The organism is Planococcus maritimus (assembly GCF_001687625.2).
Classification (GTDB): Bacteria; Bacillota; Bacilli; order Bacillales_A; family Planococcaceae; genus Planococcus; species Planococcus maritimus.
Genome location: NZ_CP016538.2, coordinates 1,630,530 through 1,654,073, shown reverse-complemented (window position 1 = coordinate 1,654,073; position 23,544 = coordinate 1,630,530). Strand labels below are relative to the sequence as shown.

The 23,544-nt window shown below is 44.8% G+C and carries 25 protein-coding genes, 1 pseudogene and 1 riboswitch; of the genes and pseudogenes, 3 read left to right on the top strand and 23 right to left on the bottom strand.

The genetic code is table 11. From position 1 onward, the window contains the following. Window positions 1–28: 28 nt before the first annotated feature. From BBI11_RS08305 to gnd, 8 genes and pseudogenes are all read right to left on the bottom strand, one after another. Window positions 29–394 carry a cupin domain-containing protein gene (locus BBI11_RS08305; protein WP_068462290.1) on the bottom strand — a complete coding sequence of 122 codons (366 nt, stop codon included), beginning with the start codon at window positions 392–394 and terminating at the stop codon, window positions 29–31. Window positions 395–412: 18 nt separating this feature from the next. Continuing rightward, complete coding sequence (locus BBI11_RS08300) at window positions 413–877, bottom strand: VOC family protein (protein WP_068462288.1); 465 nt, start codon at window positions 875–877, stop codon at window positions 413–415. Between the two features lie 65 nt (window positions 878–942). Beyond that, entirely contained in the window at window positions 943–1,383 is a 441-nt protein-coding gene (locus BBI11_RS08295) for a hypothetical protein (RefSeq protein ID WP_068462286.1), read from the bottom strand. Next, window positions 1,380–2,261 carry an aminoglycoside phosphotransferase family protein gene (locus BBI11_RS08290; protein WP_068462284.1) on the bottom strand — a complete coding sequence of 294 codons (882 nt, stop codon included), beginning with the start codon at window positions 2,259–2,261 and terminating at the stop codon, window positions 1,380–1,382. Before BBI11_RS08290 ends, BBI11_RS08295 begins: the two co-directional genes overlap by 4 nt. Before the next feature lie 75 nt (window positions 2,262–2,336). Continuing rightward, window positions 2,337–2,894, bottom strand: a pseudogene (locus tag BBI11_RS08285) (P-loop nucleotide/nucleoside kinase family protein). A 195-nt stretch (window positions 2,895–3,089) separates the two neighbouring features. Continuing rightward, the gene (gene gntK / locus BBI11_RS08280) at window positions 3,090–4,634 is read right to left on the bottom strand and encodes a gluconokinase (RefSeq protein ID WP_068462282.1); all 1,545 of its coding nucleotides are present in this window, start codon (window positions 4,632–4,634) and stop codon (window positions 3,090–3,092) included. Window positions 4,635–4,697: 63 nt separating this feature from the next. After that, entirely contained in the window at window positions 4,698–6,041 is a 1,344-nt protein-coding gene (locus BBI11_RS08275) for a GntT/GntP/DsdX family permease (RefSeq protein ID WP_068462279.1), read from the bottom strand. Between the two features lie 30 nt (window positions 6,042–6,071). Next, a complete protein-coding gene (gene gnd, locus BBI11_RS08270) occupies window positions 6,072–6,953 on the bottom strand; it encodes a phosphogluconate dehydrogenase (NAD(+)-dependent, decarboxylating) (protein ID WP_068462277.1) in 882 nt (293 codons plus the stop codon). 130 nt (window positions 6,954–7,083) lie between these two features. Between gnd and BBI11_RS08265 the strand changes: the two genes are divergently transcribed. Further along, window positions 7,084–7,935, top strand: a complete 852-nt coding sequence (locus BBI11_RS08265) for a MurR/RpiR family transcriptional regulator (RefSeq protein ID WP_068462275.1) — start codon at window positions 7,084–7,086, stop codon at window positions 7,933–7,935. A gap of 63 nt (window positions 7,936–7,998) precedes the next feature. Here BBI11_RS08265 and cls read toward each other — a convergent pair whose 3' ends face one another. The 12 genes from cls to BBI11_RS16355 all read right to left on the bottom strand — a co-directional run bounded on the left by cls (window position 7,999) and on the right by BBI11_RS16355 (window position 16,367). Next, window positions 7,999–9,453: a cardiolipin synthase gene (gene cls, locus BBI11_RS08260; protein WP_068462273.1), complete on the bottom strand. Its 1,455-nt coding sequence runs from the start codon at window positions 9,451–9,453 to the stop codon at window positions 7,999–8,001. Window positions 9,454–9,569: 116 nt separating this feature from the next. Then, a complete protein-coding gene (locus BBI11_RS08255) occupies window positions 9,570–10,304 on the bottom strand; it encodes a YwaF family protein (protein ID WP_068462271.1) in 735 nt (244 codons plus the stop codon). Window positions 10,305–10,356: 52 nt separating this feature from the next. Beyond that, window positions 10,357–11,100, bottom strand: coding sequence for an ABC transporter ATP-binding protein (locus BBI11_RS08250; protein WP_068462269.1), 744 nt, complete (start codon window positions 11,098–11,100; stop codon window positions 10,357–10,359). Continuing rightward, a complete protein-coding gene (locus tag BBI11_RS08245) occupies window positions 11,093–11,860 on the bottom strand; it encodes an ABC transporter permease (RefSeq protein WP_068462267.1) in 768 nt (255 codons plus the stop codon). Before BBI11_RS08245 ends, BBI11_RS08250 begins: the two co-directional genes overlap by 8 nt. Beyond that, window positions 11,860–12,153 carry a thiamine-binding protein gene (locus tag BBI11_RS08240; RefSeq protein ID WP_068462265.1) on the bottom strand — a complete coding sequence of 98 codons (294 nt, stop codon included), beginning with the start codon at window positions 12,151–12,153 and terminating at the stop codon, window positions 11,860–11,862. Before BBI11_RS08240 ends, BBI11_RS08245 begins: the two co-directional genes overlap by 1 nt. After that, the gene (locus tag BBI11_RS08235) at window positions 12,153–13,160 is read right to left on the bottom strand and encodes an ABC transporter substrate-binding protein (RefSeq protein WP_068462262.1); all 1,008 of its coding nucleotides are present in this window, start codon (window positions 13,158–13,160) and stop codon (window positions 12,153–12,155) included. Before BBI11_RS08235 ends, BBI11_RS08240 begins: the two co-directional genes overlap by 1 nt. A 127-nt stretch (window positions 13,161–13,287) precedes the next feature. Continuing rightward, a riboswitch (TPP riboswitch) is annotated at window positions 13,288–13,397 on the bottom strand. Between the two features lie 97 nt (window positions 13,398–13,494). Then, a complete protein-coding gene (locus BBI11_RS08230) occupies window positions 13,495–13,791 on the bottom strand; it encodes a putative quinol monooxygenase (RefSeq protein WP_068462260.1) in 297 nt (98 codons plus the stop codon). A 29-nt stretch (window positions 13,792–13,820) separates the two neighbouring features. Then, window positions 13,821–14,249 carry a MarR family winged helix-turn-helix transcriptional regulator gene (locus BBI11_RS08225; protein ID WP_068462258.1) on the bottom strand — a complete coding sequence of 143 codons (429 nt, stop codon included), beginning with the start codon at window positions 14,247–14,249 and terminating at the stop codon, window positions 13,821–13,823. Window positions 14,250–14,356: 107 nt separating this feature from the next. Continuing rightward, complete coding sequence (locus BBI11_RS08220; RefSeq protein WP_068462255.1) at window positions 14,357–15,001, bottom strand: nitroreductase family protein; 645 nt, start codon at window positions 14,999–15,001, stop codon at window positions 14,357–14,359. Window positions 15,002–15,159: 158 nt separating this feature from the next. Next, complete coding sequence (locus BBI11_RS08215) at window positions 15,160–15,696, bottom strand: GNAT family N-acetyltransferase (protein ID WP_068462254.1); 537 nt, start codon at window positions 15,694–15,696, stop codon at window positions 15,160–15,162. A 37-nt stretch (window positions 15,697–15,733) separates the two neighbouring features. Then, window positions 15,734–16,015: a hypothetical protein gene (locus BBI11_RS08210; RefSeq protein ID WP_068462252.1), complete on the bottom strand. Its 282-nt coding sequence runs from the start codon at window positions 16,013–16,015 to the stop codon at window positions 15,734–15,736. 199 nt (window positions 16,016–16,214) lie between these two features. Then, window positions 16,215–16,367 (bottom strand): hypothetical protein, encoded by a 153-nt coding sequence (locus BBI11_RS16355; RefSeq protein ID WP_156889050.1) that lies wholly within the window; start codon window positions 16,365–16,367, stop codon window positions 16,215–16,217. Window positions 16,368–16,454: 87 nt separating this feature from the next. Here BBI11_RS16355 and BBI11_RS08205 point away from each other — a divergent pair, with 87 nt between their 5' ends. Continuing rightward, the gene (locus tag BBI11_RS08205; protein WP_068462250.1) at window positions 16,455–17,417 is read left to right on the top strand and encodes a LacI family DNA-binding transcriptional regulator; all 963 of its coding nucleotides are present in this window, start codon (window positions 16,455–16,457) and stop codon (window positions 17,415–17,417) included. 145 nt (window positions 17,418–17,562) lie between these two features. Here BBI11_RS08205 and BBI11_RS08200 read toward each other — a convergent pair whose 3' ends face one another. The 3 genes from BBI11_RS08200 to BBI11_RS08185 form a co-directional block, all read right to left on the bottom strand. Continuing rightward, window positions 17,563–19,119: an AMP-binding protein gene (locus BBI11_RS08200; protein WP_068462248.1), complete on the bottom strand. Its 1,557-nt coding sequence runs from the start codon at window positions 19,117–19,119 to the stop codon at window positions 17,563–17,565. Beyond that, entirely contained in the window at window positions 19,112–19,972 is an 861-nt protein-coding gene (locus tag BBI11_RS08195; RefSeq protein ID WP_068462247.1) for an SDR family NAD(P)-dependent oxidoreductase, read from the bottom strand. The genes BBI11_RS08200 and BBI11_RS08195 overlap by 8 nt, the downstream gene beginning before the upstream one ends. Before the next feature lie 700 nt (window positions 19,973–20,672). Then, window positions 20,673–21,461 (bottom strand): GNAT family N-acetyltransferase, encoded by a 789-nt coding sequence (locus BBI11_RS08185; RefSeq protein WP_068462242.1) that lies wholly within the window; start codon window positions 21,459–21,461, stop codon window positions 20,673–20,675. A 955-nt stretch (window positions 21,462–22,416) separates the two neighbouring features. Here BBI11_RS08185 and BBI11_RS08180 point away from each other — a divergent pair. After that, window positions 22,417–23,457, top strand: a complete 1,041-nt coding sequence (locus BBI11_RS08180; protein ID WP_068462240.1) for a zinc-binding dehydrogenase — start codon at window positions 22,417–22,419, stop codon at window positions 23,455–23,457. Window positions 23,458–23,544: the final 87 nt, after the last annotated feature.

The following is a 23,544-nucleotide window of genomic DNA, read 5'->3' as shown; positions in this document are numbered from 1 at the left end:
GCGGCAGGTTAAATTTCACGAAAAACCATTAGATCCATACATCATTTTCTGCTGTCTGTTCACTTGTCGCATCGCCTGTATTAACAACGCCTTTAGGTTCTACCAGCAAGATGCTCGCTTGTGTTTCCGCATAGGGTTTATGCTCGGTATTTTTGGGCACCACAAACATCTCCCCTGCTTTTAACGACACTTCCCCGTCGCGGAATTTAATGAGTAATTCTCCTTCTAGTACGAGGAACACTTCATCGGTATCTTCGTGCTTATGCCAAACAAAATCCCCTTGCACTTTTACGGTCTTGAATTGGTAATCATTCATTTCGGCAATGACCTTAGGCGACCAAAAATCGTCAAATTTCGATAGTTTTTCATTGAAATTGATTGGTTTGAAATTCATTGAATTCGCTCCTTTTTATCATTTTTCCACTTGCATACGATCCCACTCTTCCAAAGACATCATTTCGAAGTCTTTCCCGCCTTCCAGATGAAGCGGTGCGATGAATTCAAGTGAATTGCCATCTGGGTCATGAAAATACACTGCTGCATGCGCATATGGTCGATTTGGCAAGACAAGCGGCTGTTCTTCCGGTGAAAAACCAAAAGCTGTTCGTACTTCGATTCCTCTTTCAGCCAACCAGTTCTTAGCGTTGCGTATTGCTTCTCTATCCACATGAAAAGCGATATGGCGCAGTGAAGGATGATAAGGCGTTTCCGCTTTCTCCGTTTCCCATAGGCCTACCCAGCTATGCCCTTTGACAATCCAAAAGAAAGCCAGCTTAGGTGTCTCATAAGCGAGTTCCAATTCCAAACTAGTATAGAATTCTATGGAACGTTTTAAATCCTGAACCGGTAAATGAGCTTCGTAGAGACCTTTAATCATTGATTTGCCTCCTTTACATATATAGTTTTCGACTTTCTCTTTTGGCTTTGGCTACTTCCCTCTGCTTATTGCACTTCTTCAGCCGTCTTTCCATCTAACGAATGTACCGTGCCGACAAGCGCTTCACTAGAAAACACGGGAAGAGACCAGCCACCTATTACCTGATTTTGATGAAGATAGACAACGATTCTGGTTTTTTGGCTATTGTAGAGAAGTTCAAGCGGATGCCTTTGAATGATAAATTCCACCGTAGTCAGGGGTTGATCTAAATATTCAGCGGAGTTAAAGGACTGAACTTGCCAGATTTGCGAATAGCCTGGATCCATTAAAGTTTGTGTATCAAGAAGCAAGGACTCTTCCCCCACTAGGGAAACCAATTCATATCCTTGACTCTCCAAATAAGCTTCCGCCTCCAAAATAGAGTTGCTCTTAGTGGGCACCTCCTTACAGGCAGCTAAAAAACCAAGCGTACAAATGACGATGAACAAAAGGATTTTCAACTTCACTTCTCCACCTCCACATCTTGCAGCATTTCTTTCAAAATCCGCAAATTAGCTTCATAGAACGCAAAATTTTTCTCCAAGCCGCGCTTTTGGCTCCAGCCGATGCTGTTAAAGGCGTCGATGAAACGATAAAAAGGCAAGACAGCTTCCAAATCGATCATTGGCCGGATGCTGGTATAGCCCTCCTGATAGGAATTTATCAAAGCAGGATCCCCCTTTAAAAAATCACGGTGAATTTTGGTAAAATCGATTTCTGTTGATCCGAAACGCACACTTTCGAAGTCAATCATGCCGGTAACCCTACCGTTTTCCACAATGATATTGGCTGGCCGAAAATCCATATGGACGAAGCTCGGCCCGTCTGGTGCTGGAAGCTCACCTTTCATTTGCTCAAACTTGTGCAAGCTGGCCATAAATACATCCTGATCCAATATTTCCTTTACATGTTCCGCGAAGCTATAAAACTGCTTTTCGATAAATTCATGCCAATGGGGAAATTCATTTTGTATGGCGCCAGACTCTATCGTGTTTGAAGGTTGGATTTGATGCATCGCTGCTTGCAATGCGCCGATTTGATAAGCAACTTCCGGAGAAGCCTTTTCGGACAAAGGATGTCCTTTCAGTTCGGATAAAAGAAAAGCTCCCGGACAGTTATCATCACCTGCCCAATAATCAAGCAGCTGTGGAATCGGTACGTGCCCAGCTAAGATTTCATAGGAGGCCAGCTCGCGTTCATATTTCACGCGGGTATACGGGATTTTCACAAACACTGTTTCGCCATTACGTAAAATGCATTTATAGACCATTGAACTGAAGGAATCATCTACTTCATTGACAGTAAAGACTTCCAAACGGAATTGCTTCAATACATGCTCCAACACAAGCCTCTCACCTCGCTTCTAATAAATCTCTTAAAGTCTTCTGGCCAGTTGCATAACAGGCCGGCGATAGCTTTTCTACAAGGCAAAGCGATCTTTGATCATTTTAGCGACAGCTTCTGCATCTAGCTGTGTGTTATCGATTCGCAGTTAATTTTGTTCTCGGATTTCATTAGGCCAAGAGTTGAACCGGTGCATTTTATGTGTTTCGATTAAATGGGCTTCGGATTCTGCGATATTGCGCTTTGTTGTTTTATGTGCGAGACGATGAGGCGTTTGGTTTCGTAGCAAACGTTCACTCTGTTGTGCTTCCAGTTCCACGAAATAGACTTCTCCACCTGCTTCTTCAAAAATAGAGCGGACATGGCTCACGAACTCCCAATCCCTCTGTGACTCGAATGACCAGACGAAGGTGAAAATGATGCCCTCTAATTCACTTTTAACGGCCGCTTTAAAAATTTCTTCCCGGATGATAGTGGAGATTCGCCATGTGTCTTCGCTAAAGCCAAAGAAAGGATGCAGCAAGTCGATCGTCATGTGATTGTGAAGTAGTTTTAAGGGCGTGAGCTTAGCCAATTCCTGCCCCACTGTCATTTTGCCGACTGCTTGCGGGCCAAATAATAATACGAGTTTCATAGCGCCTCCAATTGTAGATGCTGGTAACCATTGCCCCCCAGCAACCACCTGTACTTGTAAATATTAGTATATCAAAAGCGCCTTCAATTTTGCTGCGTTATCAGAACTTTCCTACAAAGAGAAAGGTGCGCTCCACAACGAAAATGAATCAAGCAATTAGAAAAACCCGAAGCCACTGAGCTTCGGGTTTTCTTGTTATTGCATATGCTTGCGCTGAAAATCAGAAATGCTTTCGTATTCCTCTGTCAGCAATCGCGATAAGCGAATATAAATCGGGAGCAGTTCGCGGTAAATCGTGCTTGCTTCCGCTTCCGGATGATGAGTATGGGTGCTGCCGATCATTTCGGAGACAATGCTGAAATCCTCGATCTCTCCAGTCGCATACATCCCAAGCACGATGGCCCCGAGACAAGGACTTTCGAAGCTTTCCGGAATGACGACCGGCTTATCGAAGACATCGGCCAACAACTGGCGCCATAACTCAGAGCGGGCAAACCCGCCGGATGCTTGTATGCTTGCCGGTTCTCCCGTCAATTCTTCTACAGCGAGAAGCACAGTGTACAAGTTGAAGACGATGCCTTCGAGTACCGCGCGAATCATATGCTGTTTCTGGTGATGGATACTGAGGCCAAAAAATGAGCCCCTGGCATTGGCATCCCATAGCGGTGCCCGTTCCCCTGTTAAATAAGGGTGGAATAATAATCCGTCGGCTCCTGGTTTAACGGTAGCGGCGATTTTTGTCAACACATCGTACGTATCAATCCCGAGACGCTTCGCCGTTTCCACTTCGGATGACGCGAATTCATCGCGCAGCCAGCGTAAAATGATGCCGCCGTTATTGACGGGCCCACCGATGACCCAATGGTTTTCGGTTAATACATAACAGAAAGTGCGTTCTTTCGGGTCGGTTTTCGGCACCGGAGACACCGTGCGGATGGCACCACTCGTCCCGATGGTCACTGCAATGACGCCGGGGTCAATGGCATTAACACCAAGGTTGGCCAACACGCCATCACTGGCACCAATAACAAACGGGACGTCTTCCCGGATGCCCATGAATGCAGCGAATTCTGATGCGACGCCTGTGAATTGTTCAGTCGTTGGTACCAATCGCGGAAGTTTATCGGTCGTTACACAAGACACATCCAGTGCGCCTTGGTCCCAATCGAGCTTTTCGAGATTGAACAAGCCGGTTGCGGAAGCGATGGAATGGTCTTCGACATATTCCCCGAAGAACTTGTGGAAAACATAGCTTTTAATGCTGATGAACTTCGCGGTCTGCTGGCAAATTTCCGGTTTTTCGTCTGATAGCCACAATAATTTAGATAACGGCGACATGGCATGGATCGGTGTACCCGTCCGCAAATAGATATCGTGTCCGTTCAGATTGTCTTTGATGTGCTTTGCATGTTTCGAGCTTCTGGTGTCTGCCCAAGTGATGCTATTGGTCAATAGTTCGCCTTCAGCATCCACAGCGATCAAACTGTGCATCGCCGAACTAAATGACAACAGCTTTAAAGACTCTTGGGTGATTTCGCTTTTTCTCAAAGTTTCGCGGACAGCCGTTAAAACTGCACGGAATATTTCTTCCGGATCCTGTTCAGCGGTCAATTGGTTCGGTGTGTGCAAAGGATAGAACACCGTATGGCTATCCTTAATCTGTCCAGCTTTATTGAATAATACAGCTTTAGTGGAAGTGGTCCCTATATCGACCCCTAAATAATAGGATTGTTCAGGCATGTTTTTCTTCCTTCCTTATAACAGAAAAAGAAAAAGGAGAATCCCTTTTTCTTTTTGCTGCAATCATGTGATAAAGAAACTCAAAATCAATACTACCACGAATCCGGTGAGGCCGATGATGGTTTCCATCATGGTCCAGGATTTCAAGGTATCTTTCACGCTCATCCCGAAGTAACGGTTAACGAGCCAAAAGCCGGAATCGTTTACGTGTGACAAGACAGTTGCACCTGCAGCAATGGCAATAACGATCAAACCAAGTGCCGGGCCGGTCGTACCGGTAATTTCCAGAAGCGGTGCGATCAATCCTGCAGCCGTTACCATGGAAACCGTCGCAGAACCTTGCGCCACACGGACCGCGGAAGCGATCAAGAATGCTAGCACAATCGGCGGAAGCGCCGAGTCGCCCATCATTTCACCAAGCACATCGCCGACACCAGAGTCGATCAGCACTTGTTTGAATACGCCACCAGCTCCTGTGACAAGGATAATAATCCCTGCAGGTTCCAGCGCTTTTGTTGCAATGTCTTGAACTTCTTGGCGCGAATACCCGCGGCGTGTGCCGAGGAAGAAAAATGTCAAGATCGTAGCGATCGTCAAAGCAACGAACGGATGGCCAAGGAAAGTCAAAATTTCGCGAATTTGATTGCCTTCCTCCAAGATGACAGCTGACAAGGTGTTGAAGAGAATCAACACAAGCGGAATCAAAATCAAGGAAATGATCATGCTAAAGCTTGGCAATTCCTTATCGTATTCCTGTTCTTTAATATCCATATAATCTGGAATTGTTAAATGGATACGCTTACCAATAAAACGGCCGAATAATGGACCGGCTAAAATCATGGATGGAATCCCTGCAAGCACCCCGAACAGGATAACCCAGCCAAGTTCTGCTCCGACCAATTCTGCAACCGCAATCGGCCCTGGAGTCGGTGGGATGAAACTATGCGTTACCGCAAGACCCGCTAGTAGCGGAATCCCGTAATGCAATAGCGATTTGCCGGTTTTCTTTGCCAAGCTGTAAACAATTGGTACCAAAATGATGAAGCCGACATCGAAGAATACAGGAATGGCTACGATAAAACCTGTTACACCAAGAGCCCACGGTGCTTTATCTTCCCCGAATTTTGCGATCAATGTGGCTGCTAAGCGTTCAGCGCCGCCAGAAACTTCAAGCATCTTCCCGAACATAGCGCCTAGTCCGACGACTACTGCGACAAAGCCGAGTGTTCCGCCCATACCGCTTTGAATCGATTGAATGACATCCCCAAGCGGCATACCCGCTGCGATACCGAGCAGTAAACTTACCAATAATAACGCGACAAACGCGTGCAGTTTCGTTCGCATAACCAAAAATAGTAAAACGAAAATACTCGCAACCGCGATGATAATCAATGTTGAACCGTCCATTTCATTTCCCCCTGTCAGATAAGCAATAGTTTATTTTTTAACGACTGCGTGGCCGCCGAATTCGTTGCGAAGTGCAGCGACTACTTTTCCTGTAAACGTATCGTCTTCAAGTGAACGATAGCGCATCATTAGCGACATGGTGATAACCGGTGCTGGCACATTTAAGTCGAGCGCTGTTTCTACTGTCCATTTCCCTTCACCTGACGAGTTCATGACCCCTTTGATGCCATCGAGTTTTTCATCTTTCGAGAAAGCGTTTTGTGTTAAGCCCATTAAATAGGAACTGATAATGGAGCCGTTGTTCCAGACGCCAGCAACTTTTTCATAGTCGTAATCGAAATCGCTTTTGTGGAGAATGTCAAAACCTTCCGCAATCGACTGCATCATGCCGTACTCGATGCCATTATGGATCATTTTCATGAAATGTCCGCTTCCGGATTTCCCGGCATATAGATAACCGCCTTCGACTGAGATATCACGGAAGAGAGGTTCGATGTCGTTGAATCTTTCTTCGTCTCCGCCGATCATCGCGCAAATTCCATGGCGAGCACCTTCTGTTCCACCGCTTGTTCCGCAGTCGAAGAAATAAATTCCGTTCGCTTTCAATTCCTCAGCGCGTCGCACCGATTCTTTGTAGTTCGAGTTGCCACCGTCAATGATTGCATCGCCTTTATCCAAAAGCGGCACCAATTGTGCGATGACTGACTCCGTAATCTCTCCTGCTGGTACCATCAACCATACGGTGCGTGGCGCCTGCAAATTCTGTACCATCTCTTCGAGTGAGCCAACTGTCTTGAAACCGCTTACTTCTGTAGCGTTCGCATCATGCCCTATTACCGTATGCCCATGGTCTGTTAAATTAAGCGCAAGATTTTTCCCCATCTTGCCCAAGCCGATAATTCCAATTTCCATTGTAAAACCTCCTGTAGAATAAAAGAATATTTTTCCTTAATAAATTCAGTATATCAAATATTTTTCCACATGCAAGCGTGTTATGATAGAAATATAAAATAATTCTAGTAATAGAAAGAGGCGTGGCAGAATGAAACAACCACAATTTGCATTACCGGCCATCCGTGGCAGTTACCGGAATTTCAGTGAGAAAGAAAAGAAAATCGCCGATTACATTTTGAATGATCCCCGTAACATCATCCATTTGACGATCAACCAAATCGCTGACGAGCTCGGTCTTGCAGAATCCACGGTCTTCCGTTTCTGCCAGCGGCTTGGCTTTAAAGGCTTTCAAGCGTTTAAAATCGCACTCGCCGCTGAAGTCGTGGCACCGTTAAAAGACATCCATGAACAGATTGAAGAAGGCGACGAAGTCAAGACGGTCGCGGAAAAAGTCTTCCGCTCGAACATCAAGACGCTTGAAGATACGTTGCAGATCATGGATGAAGACGCATTAAAGCAAGCGGTCGACGCATTGCTATCTGCGCGTAAGATTGAATTCTTCGGCAACGGTGGGTCCGCGATGATTGCCATGGACGGCTACCATAAGTTCGTTCGCCTCGGCCTTCATGTTGCGATGAATATGGACGCCCACTTGCAGCTTATGTCTGCATCACAACTATCAAAGGGTGACGTCGCCATCGTCATCTCCCATTCCGGCAGCACGCGTGATGTGCTTGAAGTGCTTCACGTCCTGAAAGAAAAAGAAGTGACGATTATCTGCATGACCAATTTCGCAAAATCGCCTTTATCCAAAGAGGCGGATATCGTGTTGTACACCTTATCGGAAGAGACAGATTTTCGCTCAGAAGCCCTCGCCTCCCGCATCGCCCAGCTCAGCTTGATTGACGCGCTTTATACGAATGTTATGATCGCCCGCGGAGACGAAGGCAAAGTGGCACTCCGCCATATGCGGGAAGCCATGTCGCAAAAACGGTTATAGACAATAACGAAAAAAAGCTGGAACCCAATGGCTCCAGCTTTTTTTTTCATTCAATAAAATAAATCACAAAATCGGGCTCAGCAAGCGGGCAAACCCTTCTCTCAGCTTGATGGTCCAATTACGTGCTGCATAGAACTCTTTCGTCAGTTTCCGGCAATCGGCCGTATCGGACTCAAACAAAGATTCCAGCTCCAACGCTACCCGCCGATTAAACACCAGCGCATTGATTTCGAAGTTTAAACGAAAACTGCGGGCATCCAAGTTCGTTGTTCCAACCGTTGCAATCTCCCCGTCAACCGTCAAGGTTTTGGCATGCAAAAAGCCACGGTCATAGAGATAGACATCCGCTCCGTAATCGAGCAATTCGCCAAGGAATGACCAGGATCCCCACATGACAAACGGATGGTCAGGTTTGCCGGGTATCATGATATGCATTTTCACACCACTCAATAAAGCCATCTTGCAAGCATCCATAAAACTTTTATCCGGAATGAAATAAGGCGTTTGGATATAAATTTCACGTTTGGCGGAGGCAATCATTTTGATCATCATATTCTTCAAATGCTCGGTTTGGGAATTCGGCCCGCTCGTGACCACTTGCATCGGTGAATAATGCTTAATGCCATGAGGAGGAAAACAAAAAATATCTTCTCGACTGGTGTAGTTATTGGCATAGTTCCAATCCAAGATAAAACGGCCCTGCAGATGATGGACCACGTCCCCTTCGATACGCAAGTGGACATCCCGCCAATAGCCGAATTTTTTCACTTCCCCCAAGTATTCCGTTCCAACGTTGAAGCCCCCAATATAGCCGACTTTCCCATCGATAATGCACACTTTGCGGTGATTCCGGTTATTGACCCGTAAGTTGATCCGACCAAGAGCAGGCGGGAAGAAAATCTCTACTTCACCGCCATGTTCGATCAATTCGGTGAAATCCGATTGCTTCAAGCTTTTGGATCCGACAGCATCATACAGCAGCCGAACTTTGACCCCTGCCTTGGCCCGTTCGAGCAAGGCATCGAAAAGCCGCTGGCCGAGTGCATCCCGCTTGATGATATAGTATTGGACGTTGACTTCTTCTCGTGCTTTCCCAATATCCTCAATCAAGGTATCAAATTTCTCATGCCCGTCCGAAAACACGCGAGTTTCGTTATAAAAGCTCACGAGCGACCGGGTGGACTGCAAGTTCATGACCAGCAATTGGCTATACTTCTTCAAGAGTTCCTCATCGTATTCCGCTTCCCCCGCTTCGATGCGGCTGACTTGCGAATAGACTTGGCGGGAATAATAAGACTGTTCATCTTCACTCAAATTATAGAAATTATTGTCGGTCAAATGCCTGCCGAAAAACAAATAAACCACAAAACCGATAACTGGCAAAAAGAACAAGATCAATAACCAGGCCCAAGCTGCACCTGCGTCACGTCGTTCGTTGAAGATGATGACAATGGCAAGTGCAACGTTTAGCAGCAACACCGAATTTAATGTCCAGCTCATGATCAGTACCCAATCCATGCTCACTCCCCCTTCCGTCCCGTTCTCTTTGTATTCTCTATCTGTGCAAATAGTCCTTTTTTGGACAGACAAAAGCCGCCAAATAGAAAGGTTTCCAGTCGGCGGCCAGGCAGCGCTTATTTAGTGGCATTTCGCTTTTTGTGGACTAAGCAGTGAAAAATTCCGTATTGTGCCGCAAACAATAATAAGGCAGTTAGACATAGATTCAAATAATACCACAGGCCGTCACCGAAAAAATCTAACGGCGAGACGTTAGTGGGCCTTTGCGACAAGTAAAGATAGTTCGATTCCGTCCAAGGATTAACCCAGAAGCCGATGAGTGCAGCGTAAGCCAGCAACAGGCCATAGACAGTGAAAACCGAACGCCACGTGATGGATTTCGGAAAAGCCACGGCCAAAAACAAACTAGCCCAGGCAATAACCGTGTGATGGACAAAAAACTTCCAAAAGCGAAAGTGTTGATAATCATAAGGCATATCGGGTGTCACGAGGGCTAAAGCGGCGGGTGCGAAGCCGATAAAAAAGGACAGGCGGATCCAGAATGGGCGCAAAGTCCATAAGCCGATCATGGCAGTGACCGAAGCAACTCCACATAAATGGAGTGGCATATAGCGGTTAAAACTCCAGAATCCGTGGGTGATCGCCCAGTATTGATAAGACACTTCGGAGAGGATCAGGACACTGAACAATAGCCAGCGCAATAGCTGAAACAAGGCACCTGTAGCGGATAGCGTGTTTTTGAAAAGAATCACGAATAGAAATCCGCACAAAGCGATGGCCAAAACGATCAGATGGCTGGAGGAAAAAAGCGTGAACGGATAATCGGATCTTGCACCAAACCAAGTTTCCATCACTTGCCCTCCCCCTGTATCCAAAAAATCATTGCTATGCACGCTTATCGTTTTATTCTCCTGTCCCTTTCTTCAATACTTTGTAGATTTCCTTCTTGTGTTGCAGAAACTCTTCAGTCAAGGTAATATCCTCTGCCCTTGGCCGCGTGAATTCGACCTGGAATTCGGCGACGACCCGTGCAGGTTTTTCCGACAATACCAGGATGCGGTCTGCAAGAAACAAAGCTTCTTCTATATTATGCGTGACAAAAAGAATCGATCGTTTATTGCTTTGCCAAATATCAAGCAGCCATTTTTGCATTTCCGAGCGGGTGAATTCATCCAGCGCCGAAAACGGCTCGTCCAGCAAAATGAGCGGCTGCGGGCTCAACAAACTGCGGATAAAGGCAGCGCGTTGTTTCATCCCGCCCGATAATTGATGGGGGTATGCCCGCTCGTATCCAGACAGCCCTGCTTTATCCATCATTTCCAAGGCGGCTTCCTTATCTTTACGTCCCGCCAGTTCCGCCCCCAAGAGGACATTGTCCAATATGCTCCGCCACGGGAGTAAGGACGGGCTTTGAGGCATGTAGCTGACTGACCCTTTTTGGCCGTTGATCTTGTCGCCACCGAGTGCAATCGTTCCCTCATCCGGTTCGTAAAGTCCGCCGATCAAATGGAACAAAGTGCTTTTCCCGCTGCCGGAAGGACCGAGCACAGCGACAAATTCATCTTCTTGGATGTGTAGCGACAGCTCTTTGAGCACTTCGGCCCCGTCAAAGCTTTTCGTCAATTGTTCGATCATCAGTTCAGCCATTCGAATCTCCTCCCCTGTTCGTGTTCCAGCGGATGAACCGCTTTTCGAGCAACACGATCGCTGCGAAAAACACCATGCTCAAACACATAATCAAGAAGATCGCGACAAATACTTGTGTGGTCCGAAACGACGAGGAGGCAAGCGTCATATAAACGCCAATGCCTTCTTGCGCCCCAAGCCATTCGGAAATGACAGCGCCCATAACGCTGTAGGTCGCTGCAATTTTCAAGCCAGAAAAAATAGACGGCATCGCATGCGGCCATTCCAGTTTCCAAAAAATCTGCCGTCTATCAGCACCAGCCATCTTCATATAATGCAGCAATTCACTGCTCGTCTGCCGAAATCCATCAAGTGCGGCAATGGTGATCGGAAAAAAGCATACGAGTATAATAATGATCAATTTTGGCATGACGCCGAAACCGAACCAAATGACCAACAGCGGCGCCAACACGATGATTGGAATGTTTTGCGATAAAATCAATAAAGGATAAAAAGTCTCCCTTAGTTTCGGAACTAAATGGAGAACCATCGCGACGCCAAGTCCTACCGCCGATCCAATAATCAAACCGAGTATAGACAAACGGATCGTCGCAGCTAAATGGCCGCTGTAATTGGGCCAGCTGTTCACTGCTTCGAGCCCGATTTGGCCAGGCGTCGGCAATAGCCAAGCCGGCACTTCAAAAAGCGGAACCAGCACTTGCCAAATGATCAACAAAAGGATGAGGACCAGAACCGGTCTCCATCCTTTTTTCACTATCATCACGGCCGGTACTTCTCCGTCAATTTATCCATCGATGCACCGCTCGGTTGATACAGCACTTTGATCTGGGAGATGACGTTCGGGCTGCCGTTTTCGATCATCACTTGATTCATTTCTTCGACGATTGAAAACAAATGGGCCAAATCGCCTTCCATTGTTGTCTCGAGTGGATTGACTTGGTAAGGGACGCCTGATTTTTCAATAACGGCGATCGCTTTATCCACATAAGGAATAACGTCTTCCCCATTTTTCGTTTTTGGAATGATTTGAATGCTTAGTAGTGCGTTGCCCATCAGTTTTCCTCCTCAGGTAAAAATTCATTGGTGAAAGCTTGTTCGACGTCTAATTTTTCATCCAGTAAGCCATTATCGAACATCCAATCAGCATAGTCTGCCCATACTTGTTCTTGTTGCTGGCCGAATTGCGGGGAATCATCCTGATATTTTGGTGAAAGCCATTCCTGGCTCGCCTTGACCAATTCCGGGTCCAAATCCGGAACCGCTTCGATTAAGATGTCCGCTGCTTGTTCTGGCTCATCGATGGCGAATTCATAGCCTTGAGACACTGCTTCCGTGAATGCCCGAACCGTTTCCGGATCTTCTGCGATCATGTTTTCGTTCGTCATTAGGATTGGGGTATAATAATCCAGTTTGTCCGAGTAATCCGTTAAATACTGCATGTTCAGTTCATCGCCGCGAAGTTCGGCTTCAATGCCTGTCCAGCCATAATAGATCCACGCAAAATCGATGTCGCGTTCGACTGCCGTGAAAAAGTCGCTATTGCCGATATTGACGATGTCGACTTTTTCCACATCGGCCCCTTCCTGCTCCATGATGGATCCAAGTACAGCCTTTTCGACTGGCGCTCCCCATCCGCCGTAGGTTTTCCCTTCGTAATCGCCCGGGGACTCGATGCCTTTATCTACTGGTGAGGCAAAGCCGGAAGTATTGTGCTGGATGAGCGCGGCGATCGAGACAATCGGAATGTCCTGGACTCTCGCTTCAGTTAAACTTTCCTGTGCCCCAATGCCGAATTCCGCCTGATTGGAGGCGACCAATTGATTGGCGCCTGCTTCGCCGGGCAAAATGATTTCCACATCAAGCCCCTGCTCTTCAAAATAGCCTTTTTCCTGGGCTACATACAATCCGGTATGGTTGGTATTTGGCGTCCAATCCAAGACCATCGTTATTTCTTTTAGTTCTTGCTGTTCATTCGACACATCGCTGCCTGTATTTTCGCCTTCGTCTGCGCAGGCGGCCATCAGCAATACCGGCGCGATGGCAATTGTCCATTTCTTCATGTTGTTTTCCCCCTCTAGTTTACTCATAAAAGATGATTTCAGGAGCTGAGTCAGGGGACATATCCAATTGCGGATATAAAAAAGCGCCCAAGGTTTAGAAACCTTGGGCGCATATCATCGCAGAATAGATCGATTTGAATATGTTCCCTCCGCTGGTATTAGCCAGTTCAGGTTCCAAGGGTCAATACCTCACGGATATTCTCTCAATCGGCAACACCGATTCCCCCACATGTGTTTTATGAAATTAATAGTTGTCTTTCAAGCTCTATCTTGTCACAAGTGCCTGATTTGTTCAAGCCCTATCCGGCATCATGACCAAACGAACAAGACATTCTTACATTGGGACAGCTTCGCCGCTATAAACTTTCAATTCCATTGGCGCGCTCATGAATCCAGCCGCTTTTTTAGAAAATGCCACGAAATGCTCGCTCGTGTTGTGAGCTTCGATTGCTTGTGCATCTTTCCACACTTCGACCATTGTGTAATGGCCTTCTTTTTCAACTGATTTCATCAAATCGTATTGAACATTTCCCGGTTCTTGGCGCGACGCTTCAATAAGCGTTTTGCCTTCATCTAAAAACGCTTGTTCTTGGTCAGGTTTTACTTGTAAATGTGCATGGATAATCATCATTTGGTTTCGCCATCCTTTAATTTGTATTGTTAATAATCAACGATATTGTCTTGCATACGCTGGAGCATATCACTCAGCGCATCGACTTCTTCAGTGGTGAAATCGTGAAGCATTTGCTTAACGAATCCTGTGTTTTCTTTTCGGTATTCGATGATGCGCTCGCGGCCATCGTCGGTAAGGCTGACAAAAATCACGCGGTTGTCCTCTGGATTTCTGCGTTTGGTGACCATGCCGCTCGCTTCAAGTTGTTTTAAGTGACGCGTTATTGCAGCGCCATCGATATTGACCAATTTTTGCAACGTCGACTGGTTGATTTCATCGACTTTGTAAAGTTGGGACAATAATTCATAGCGTGATGAACTAATGCCCGTGCATCGTTCGAACTTCGGGCTGATTTGATTGGTCAGGCCCTTGAACTGCTGCAATACTTGTTCTTGCTTCGAAAATGAACACGGCATAGAAAGACCTCCTAAGTAATAGATGAAGTCAATTGATAGCTGTGCCCACTATTCATTGACCAATCAAATATAATACATAACTGCATAAGACTCAAGATAGGACTGGATTAGCTCCAAGTTGTGATCGTATCGACTGGCAAGCGGTAAGACTGGAAGCCTTCGTTTGCGGCTTTGCCGATTGTTAGAAGCATAACTGGCAAATAACGTTCTTTGTCCAATCCGAATGTTTCAGCGATTTTTTCTTTATCGTATCCGCCGATTGGGTTTGTGTCATAGCCATATGCACGTGCAACTAGCATCAATTGCATCGACACAAGACCTGAGTCCAACATGACGATATCTTTCATTTGCTCATCGGACATGCCTTCATATAAAGGCTTGAAGTATCCCAGTTGGAAATTTTTCACATCTTCTGGCATATAGCCAAGCTCGACAGATTTTCCGTAAATTTCTTCTGCATATTCGATATTGTTGCGGTCACCGAATACGGCGATTACAGCTGATGCGCTCATCACTTTATCCAAATTGAAAGATGCCAAAGGCGCAAGCTTTTCTTTTCCTTCTTCGCTATCGATGACGACAAAGCGCCAAGGCTGCATATTGATAGAAGATGGCGCTTTTGATGCTTGTTCTAGCATTTCCGTCATTTCCTCGCGGCTGATTTTCACTGTCGGATCGTATTGTTTAATGGAACGACGCCCATTGACGATTTCGTTAAAGTCATTTGTTTGTTGTTTTTGTACTGTGTTCATGATTAATTGCTCCTTTTTCTGTTATAAAGTATGGAGAGGTTATTAATTGACCCCTCATTCATTGATGCCTCACTTAATATAAACCCGTTTGATTCAAAATGCAACCATAAAGTTTCAGTCCGATTTTAAACCATAAAAAAAGAAAGGCCTATAGCCTTTCATGATCGTGCTTTTAAGTAGTCGCTCCGGATGACCGCCATGATGATCTCGTCTGAGAACGTTCCGTTCAAATAAAGTGCTTCCCGTAAGACCCCTTCCCTTTTAAACCCATTTTTTTCATAAGCCCGCAAGCCTCGCTCGTTATGGCTATAAACTTCCAATTGCAGGCGGTTCAGCTTCAATTCCTGAAATACAAAAGCTAAGATCAGTTCTATCGCTTCTGTCCCATAGCCTTTTCCCGTCAATTCCATCGCATTCATCGTAATCCTGAATCCCGCACTTTGGTTATCTGGATCAATATCAAGCACCGACAGTTCGCCGACCAATTGATCCGTTACGTTCAAGCAAATCGCAAAATCATAACGCGTATCGTCTTGTTGAATCCGTTCGATATGGCGCTCGATCTGCTCGACTGAAAACCTAGCTTTTGTTCCTGTCATATAGCGGATTTCCTCATCTTCCGTATGCTTCAAAAACAGCGGTGCATCTGCTAGTTGCACTGGTCTCAAGTAGATTCGTTCATCAATTAATTTCATGCTTATCCCCCGTATCACCGTATATAAAAATCGTCTTTCACTTTATCAAATACAGCAGCAAAGACCCGATTGCGTTAGGTAAAGCTATCAACAACATTCTATTCGACAAGTTCATCGTTTTATCCAAGTTGATAATTGCCAGGTTACCGAGCACAGGCGCAGAGGAACTGAAAAATCCAGTTTTCAAAAAGCCACCGATTAAAACACCTCCAATGCCAACAATTCCCGTGATGTTCATCGCAAGATCAATATTATTCTGCATCCAAAAGTAAGCAACAACAAAAACGAAAATCAAGGTTCCCAGGGCTAAGCTCTTCATAGAAAACCTCCTCTTGTGTTAGTTCTGGTTCATACATTAGCCGCTATTGATCGCCATCTCATTACTTCTAGTTTACCAAATACTCCCCTTTTTTTGACTTAAAATATATTCCGGCTTTAATTGATGCATGTTAAAACGGCTATGATATCCTATACTCGACATAGAGAAGATCGCTCTTGATAATCAGCTCACTTACTTCTTACTTATTGTAAACATCGAATAAATAGTCGTACGGGTCCTTCTTGTCTTGTGTGAGTCCTTTTTTTGTGTGTTGCGAAATAGCTCCTGCTGCAAGGAATACAATCAAAGCGCACAATACTAGTAGCCAGCCAATCCCTACGATAATTGCCATATAAGATTCCTCCTTTGGTTATAAGCCAAGCTTAGTTTATGAAACGCGTTTCAGAGCAAGAAAATCTTTTAAGAAAAGGTGAAAAACATGGCAAACATAAAAGATGTCGCCCATATGGCCGGAGTATCCGTCGCGACTGTCTCTCGAGTGTTAAATCATCATCCCTATGTTAGCGAGGATAAAAAGGCCGCCGTGTTACGGGCGATGGAACAAGTGAATTACAACCGGAACATAAATGCGGTTCATTTAAGCAAGGGACAAACGAATTTAATAGGCGTCGTGGTGCCTTTTTCAAACCATCCTTATTTCGGCCTGTTGATCGAAGGAATCGCCAACGAAGCGTTGAAACAGAACTACAAGTTGGTCTTGTTTCAAACCAATTACGAGACAGAAAGAGAGCTTGAAGCTTTGGCAATGTTGAAGGACAAGCAAATCGACGCATTGATTATTTGTTCGAGAATCAGCCCGTGGCATCTGATTGAGGAATACTTATCTTACGGGCCCATCGTAGTATGCGAAAACACGAGGGGAACGAACGTATCCTCAACCTTTGTCGACCATTACGGAAGCTTTTTTCTGGCCCTGGAGTATTTGCACAGCAAAGGCTATCGGAAAATCGGCTACTGCCTTGGCAGAGAAATGGGAGCCAATAGCGATTTAAGAAGAACCGCCTATCAGGACTTTCTGCAAAAATACAAGCTGGCATTCAATCCAAACTATGTCTTCTACAATTGCTTTAATTTCGAGGACGGGGAACACGTCTTAAACCGCATTACGGAGATGAAAAGCCCGCCTGCTGCGCTACTCATCTCCAGTGACCAAGTGGCTGCCGGCATATTAACTTGCTGCAAAGAACAAGGCATTGTAGTGCCGGATCAGCTTGCTTTACTAGGCTTTGACAATCAACCGATCGCCAAAATTATGAACATCACAACACTTGAAATACCGTTGGTCGAAATCGGAAGGAAACTATTCGCCCAAGCCATAGAGGAGGGCATCAGTTCCCAAGAAGAAATCGCCGTGAAGCTGATTGAGCGACAAACCGTCTAGCTGGGTTTCTGCACAAGTTCAATAAAAAAAGGAAAGAAAAGGCATTTGAACTGCCTCTTCTCTCCATTTTCAAGCTTTTCACCGTTAGGCTGTTTACTTCAAGAAATCCCAATCGAAGTCTTGGGTCGCTTTCATCATTTCACTTTTAAATTGTCATCTCCTGATGATTTGTAAGTGTTTCAACCTGCTTTCTATCCAGTTTCCCAAGCGCTGTATAAGGCAAGCCATCCACGAAAACAATTTCTCTAGGGATTTGGAATTTTGCCAACTGCGTCTCCAGCCACCCTAATAGTTCCTCATTCGCCAAGGTTTTTCCGCTATGCAACTGAACGTAAGCTTTTAACCTCTGTCCGCTGTAATGATCTTCTACGCCAATGACGGCAGCGTCTTTTACACTTGGGTGATCGGTCAGTATGGCTTCAATTTCTAACGGATAGATATTATTGCCAGCTGAAATGATTAAATCATCCGTTCGCCCGCACAGGAAAAAATAGCCGTTCGCGTCTTGATATCCGGTGTCACCTGTTTGAATCCAGCGGGTCGGACTGTTCGTCATCGACCACTTATTGCGAATGCATAATTGACCGATATTGCCTTGCCCAACTTCCTTCCCTTCACGCGTTACCCGTAATCGCCCTCCCTTGATCGCTTTTCCAATCGTGTTGGCATGATAGTTTAAATCTTCAGGTACGGCAATGATATTCAATCCCGCTTCCGACGTTCCGTATAAATTGTATAGGACATTTCCCAGTCGATTGTTCACTTCCTTCACTAAAGCGGGATTCAGCTTCGCGCCTCCAGAGGCAATGCAGCGAAGAGAACCGAGAGCCACTTGGTCGTGCGTCATCATCTTATGAAGCATAAGCGGAACTACCGTTATAGCTTCTACCTGATGATGCCGTACCAAGGCGCACGCTTGTTTCGCCTCAAAGCTGTCCTGGATAATCACTTTCTTTCCGAGAGCAAAAAATGCCAACAATACTGCAATCCCATAGCCATGGTAAATTGGTGTCGCAATATAGGCAGTGCTATATTGCGACAATCGCAAACGGTCCAGCAATGCTGCAAAAGGATCAAGAAAATTTACGAGCGATGGACGATGGACCACTCGTTTCGGCTTGCCGGTCGTCCCGCCTGTCAGCAATACGATCTTCCCGCTTGAAGAAGCATTGAGTTTTGGATTTGGATGTAGAGACAAGTCAGGCCATGTATTGAGGGGTTCGTTTTTGTTATAATCACTGACGATTCTAGGGTTTCTGTAAGCTGAGTTATTGATCAATCCACTAAATTCATTATCGTAAATCAACAAATCGTAGTTGTATTCTTCCACTCTCTGATCAAATTGCAATTGGCTCATCGTATGATTAAGCAGGTACACATCCGCTCCTAAGCGCGAAACAGCAAAAATGCCTTGTACGAGGGATGCGTGATTTTGACATAAAAAGGCCACTCGTTGATTTTTGCCTAGCCTATATTTTTCCGCTAACAGATAAGCCAGACTTTCACTCCGCTCCTGCAGTTCCTGATAGCTGATCGATTCACGGCTATCGACTAAAGCCGTTTTCTTTTTGTTCGTTTGGTCCGTCAGTGCAAATATTAGCATCAGGTTAATCCCGTTCTGACGAATGGCGAATGCTAGGCGGGCTAATTTGGGCGGCGAAAGCAAATGGAGCAGCGACAAAATCTTCATCAACTTAAGCATTCCCTCGTGCACGCTCCTTTTTCGATAGCAATTTGGGAACGATAAATGCCAATGGAGCTCTAAAGATCAGCGAAGCCCATTGTCCAAAGATTAGCCACCAAGGCTTGTAGATTTGTCTTTTGGAATACAACGCGTGTCCGATAATTTCAGCCACATGCACGGGAGACATAGCCGGTGAATTTCGATAAGCCCTGGTTGGTTCAATCATCGGTGTTTTCACCAGCGGCAAATAAATAGACGTCGTAGAAATGTTTCGGGATCTCAATTCCGGCTCGGCCGACCGCAGCCACGTATCAAAAGCAATTTTTGACGCTTGGTACGCAGCCCAATACGGCACAGGAAGCAACAACGCGTTGATAGTGGAAACGTTCACGATATGCCCTTTATTTTGTTCAAGCAGCGGGATGAGTGATAGCAACAACTGGACCGGCGCAAAATAATTGAGTGCCATCGTCCGCGTGAAATCGTGGTAACGATCTAGTGATTGAACAATTGGTCGATTGATCGAAAGGCCCGCATTGCTCACGACGATGTCCACTCCGCCTTCTAAAAGGTGAAGAAATGCCAGCAATTCGTTTAAGTCTACGTCATTGCGTAGATCTGCTTGAAATACCGTAACTTTAGCAGAAGACTTTTCGATTTCGGTCTTCATCGCATTCATGAGGTCTTCTCTGCGAGCCACGAGAATCAAATGCGCAGTGGTCTGCGCAAATAAAAAAGCCAATTCCTTCCCGATTCCTGAACTCGCTCCAGTAATTAGGATCGTCTTGCCGTCCACTTGTTTTTTCAGCTTTTCAAAACAAATGGGAGAAGGTAAAAACAATACACTCTCTAATACGTTGTAATTATGCATTTTGCCAGCACCTTTTCATTAAATGGAATGATCGTATAAAGAATTTTCAGACTCTTTATTATAAATTTTACCATTTAAACTGATGAATGGAATAGCATGTAGATAAGAAGTTGCACTTATTTTTATCAAGTGTATGATGGCGAATCGACACATAAGTTGCACTTGAACTCTCACGACTTGTCTTCCGTACAACTAGACTTAAAAGTATGATAAGGTAAAAATATGGAAATCATATAATGGCAAAAGATCTGACTGAAGAGGATTATACAGAAACAGTTAAAGGGCTTTATTACGAAATGTTTAAAGTTATTCGAGATTTAACTTAGTCATAAATCCCTTGTTAAGAAAATATACCTTTTTCTATCGATCAAGTGATGGAAGTCGAGTTAGCGAAAGGAATGGTGGCATGCTCAAATCAAATCTGGTGAATCAGCTGCTCAAGTTTGTTGGAATCTGGACTATCTACTTGCTGGTATTTTCAAATGGCCGTTTTTCCTTTGCTGATGACCAAATCTTCATTATTTTAACTACAGTGTTTTACGTGTTGGCAACACTATTTTTCCTTTGGAGAATCAAGAATCTAAGCAGTAAAAAGCGCTCTGAAGCAAGAAGGATTTCAGATTAGAAGCACAGACTGAAAAAGACTAGGAATGGGCTTTGCCACTTCCTAGTCTTTTCTATAGTATATTTTTTCTCGCTTTTATTTGAAAACTTTGCCCATATAGACTTCGTTTTGCAGCGTATCGTGAACCGAGACTGAGCTTTTTCGAATGCCCTCTACTTGATAAGCATTCTGCTCAAACAACTTACGGGCCTGCGCGTTTTCTTCCAATATCGTGATTTCAAAACGTTTGATGCCTTTTTCTGCCGCCCACTCCTCTGATTTTTGGATCAAGGCAGAAAGGATATTCATATCATTGTTATGGGCTTGAACCACCAGATCGACTTCTGCCCGGTGAGCAGCTCGTTTCGAATCATTCCCCGCAATCTTCATGTATCCAACATGCTCGCCGTTTAAAATAGCCAGCAAGATGACTGATCGCCCACTTTGGTTCCACTCGATAATTTGCTGTCTGATTTTTTTCGCCGATGCTTCCTGTTGTTCTTGTCCATATACGAGAAACTTCGATTCCATCTTCGATTTTTTATACAAGACTGACAGAAAACGGGCATCTCCATGCAAAGCCGGACGGATGATCAGGACATCCTGGTGTCCCTCATTTTCCGGCACAGCTTCCGTTTTCTCGAACACGACATATTGATTAGGCTGTACATATTTCACAAAATAGCCTGCAGCTGTCCATGCCTGATAATGTCTCGCAGGGGCTTTTGTTTTTTTCCACCAACTGTAATTCAAATAGGCGCTGCTAGGAAGACTGTATCCCATAATCTTTTCAATTTCCTCAAACTTCAATGTAATCGTTTGATTAGCCGATTCTGAAAAGTACGCAGCCAACGAACGATACTTCTTTTCCAATGCCAGTTCCATTCAATTACTTCCTTTCGAAAATCGTAATTTGATAGCCCCTTCATGAGAGCCTTAGAAAAAACGCCGCAAAGAATCTATAGATTCTTTGCGGCTTTGCTTATAGCGCTGTAGTCTAAAGCATTTTACCTGTTTAAATCATCAAATTGAGGTGCTAATTTTCTGTTTTGCAAATTGCTTATAAGAACCAAAATTTGTATCAATTTATGCGACTTGAATCTCTAAGTGATCGAATCCGCATATAAAGAGAGTAAGCTCACTAGACATATCTCTTTATACATGCAACCTATTTTTTAGCGTATTTTCTAGAGGGTAGTCATTTAGCATCCCTCCATATATATAAATACCCATTAAAATAGAAAACTAAACCTTTTAAAATGGAAACCCCTTATAAAAGTAATGATCCAAATGAAAATATAAGCAATTCGCCTGGGTTTTCTGGTCGGAAATCGTGAAAGTTGGCGTTTTATTAGAGGACACAATAGCGTTTTGGATCGTCTATTCTAACTTGAACATTCGCTACACTTTAAAATTATCGCTGGAACGACCTCATTTGCATTGAAAAAGAGGGAACTTCTAATAACTAGAAATCCCCTCTTTCCTATCGTGCACTATTTATTACATGTTACTTACTCCCACAAAGTTTCCTTGAACAATATAAGGTTCTGGTCCATAGCCCGTACAATCAAATAGGTGTTAGTTCTTTTCATTCATAGTATCGACTAGTTTTCTAATTCACATGTGAAGCTGCCAGTTAACTGATTCGACAGCCTATTTTTCTATGCAGCTCGAGCTTCCATTTACAAGTCTAGTCGCCAAAACCTATAAGAATACATACATTGACTCTGACAATAACCTCCCCCATAGTTTAATAAAGGATCAAAGATGCATTAGCTATCAACGAAAAGTGTAACTGCAGTCTGTACTACAAAATCAAACTTTAAGAGGTGGTCATTCGATGAAAGCTATTCAAGTGACAGGATATGGTGATGTAGACAAGCTCCAGCTTGTGGAACTAGCGATCCCGGAACCAGGAGAAAACGATGTGCTTATCCAAGTAAAAGCTTGTGCCATCAATAATACGGAAATTTGGATGAGAGAAGGCGCTTATGGCACTGACTCGAAGTCCGGATGGCGCCCAGAAGGTGTTCACTTCCCAAGGACACCCGGTTCAGATATAGCAGGCACCATCGTAAAAGCTGGAAACCGTGTAGATAAATCCATGATCGGCAAAGATGTTGTGCTGTTTCCCTTCACTTCGAGTGGCCAGGAAGGAACGGAACACATCTCAGAGGATATGTCTTTTATCGGTTCGGAATATGATGGTGGATATGCGGAATACGTAGTTTGGCCGGCTGAACTTTGTTTTGATATGCCGCTCGCGAACTACACGGAAAGTGCTGTATTTTCTGTTAGTGGGATGACGGCCTGGCATATGACAGAACAAATTCAAGCTCATTCTGGCGAGACTATAGTGGTAACTGGCGCAAACGGAGGGGTTGGATCGTTAAACGTACAAATTGCCTCAAAGGTATTTGGCGCTAAGGTCATTGCGATCGTTGGCGACCTAGCTGTAACCGATAAATTAAAAAAGCTGGGGGCCACACACGTATTGTCTTACAAATCAGCTCACCTAGCCAAGGACATACTCGAGGTAAATGGAGGCCCAGTGGATTCTGTTCTAGACGTTGTAGGCGATGCCCTGTTCTCCACCTCTCTTCAAGTCTTGAAAAAAGGCGGGAAATTCTGTATCTCTGGCTCTGCAGGAGGACAACACACAGACCTTGACTTTAGAACCTTGTACTTAAAACATCTTACGTTTTACGGTTCTGTTTTGGGCACGATTGAAGAATTCAAACGTATGCTCCAAGCCATTTCAGAAGGCACAATTGAACCCGTTATCGATAAGACTTTCCCACTCGAACAAGCTCCAGAAGCTCAAGTGTACTTTAAAAAAACAGGGAAATTAGGGAAAATTGTCTTGCTGCCTGGGGAATGATCGAATACAAATAAAAGAAGTGTGAAATGATCGCTTGTTGAAAGGATTCACTGTGATTAACGGTGGATCCGTTTTCAACTATTGGGA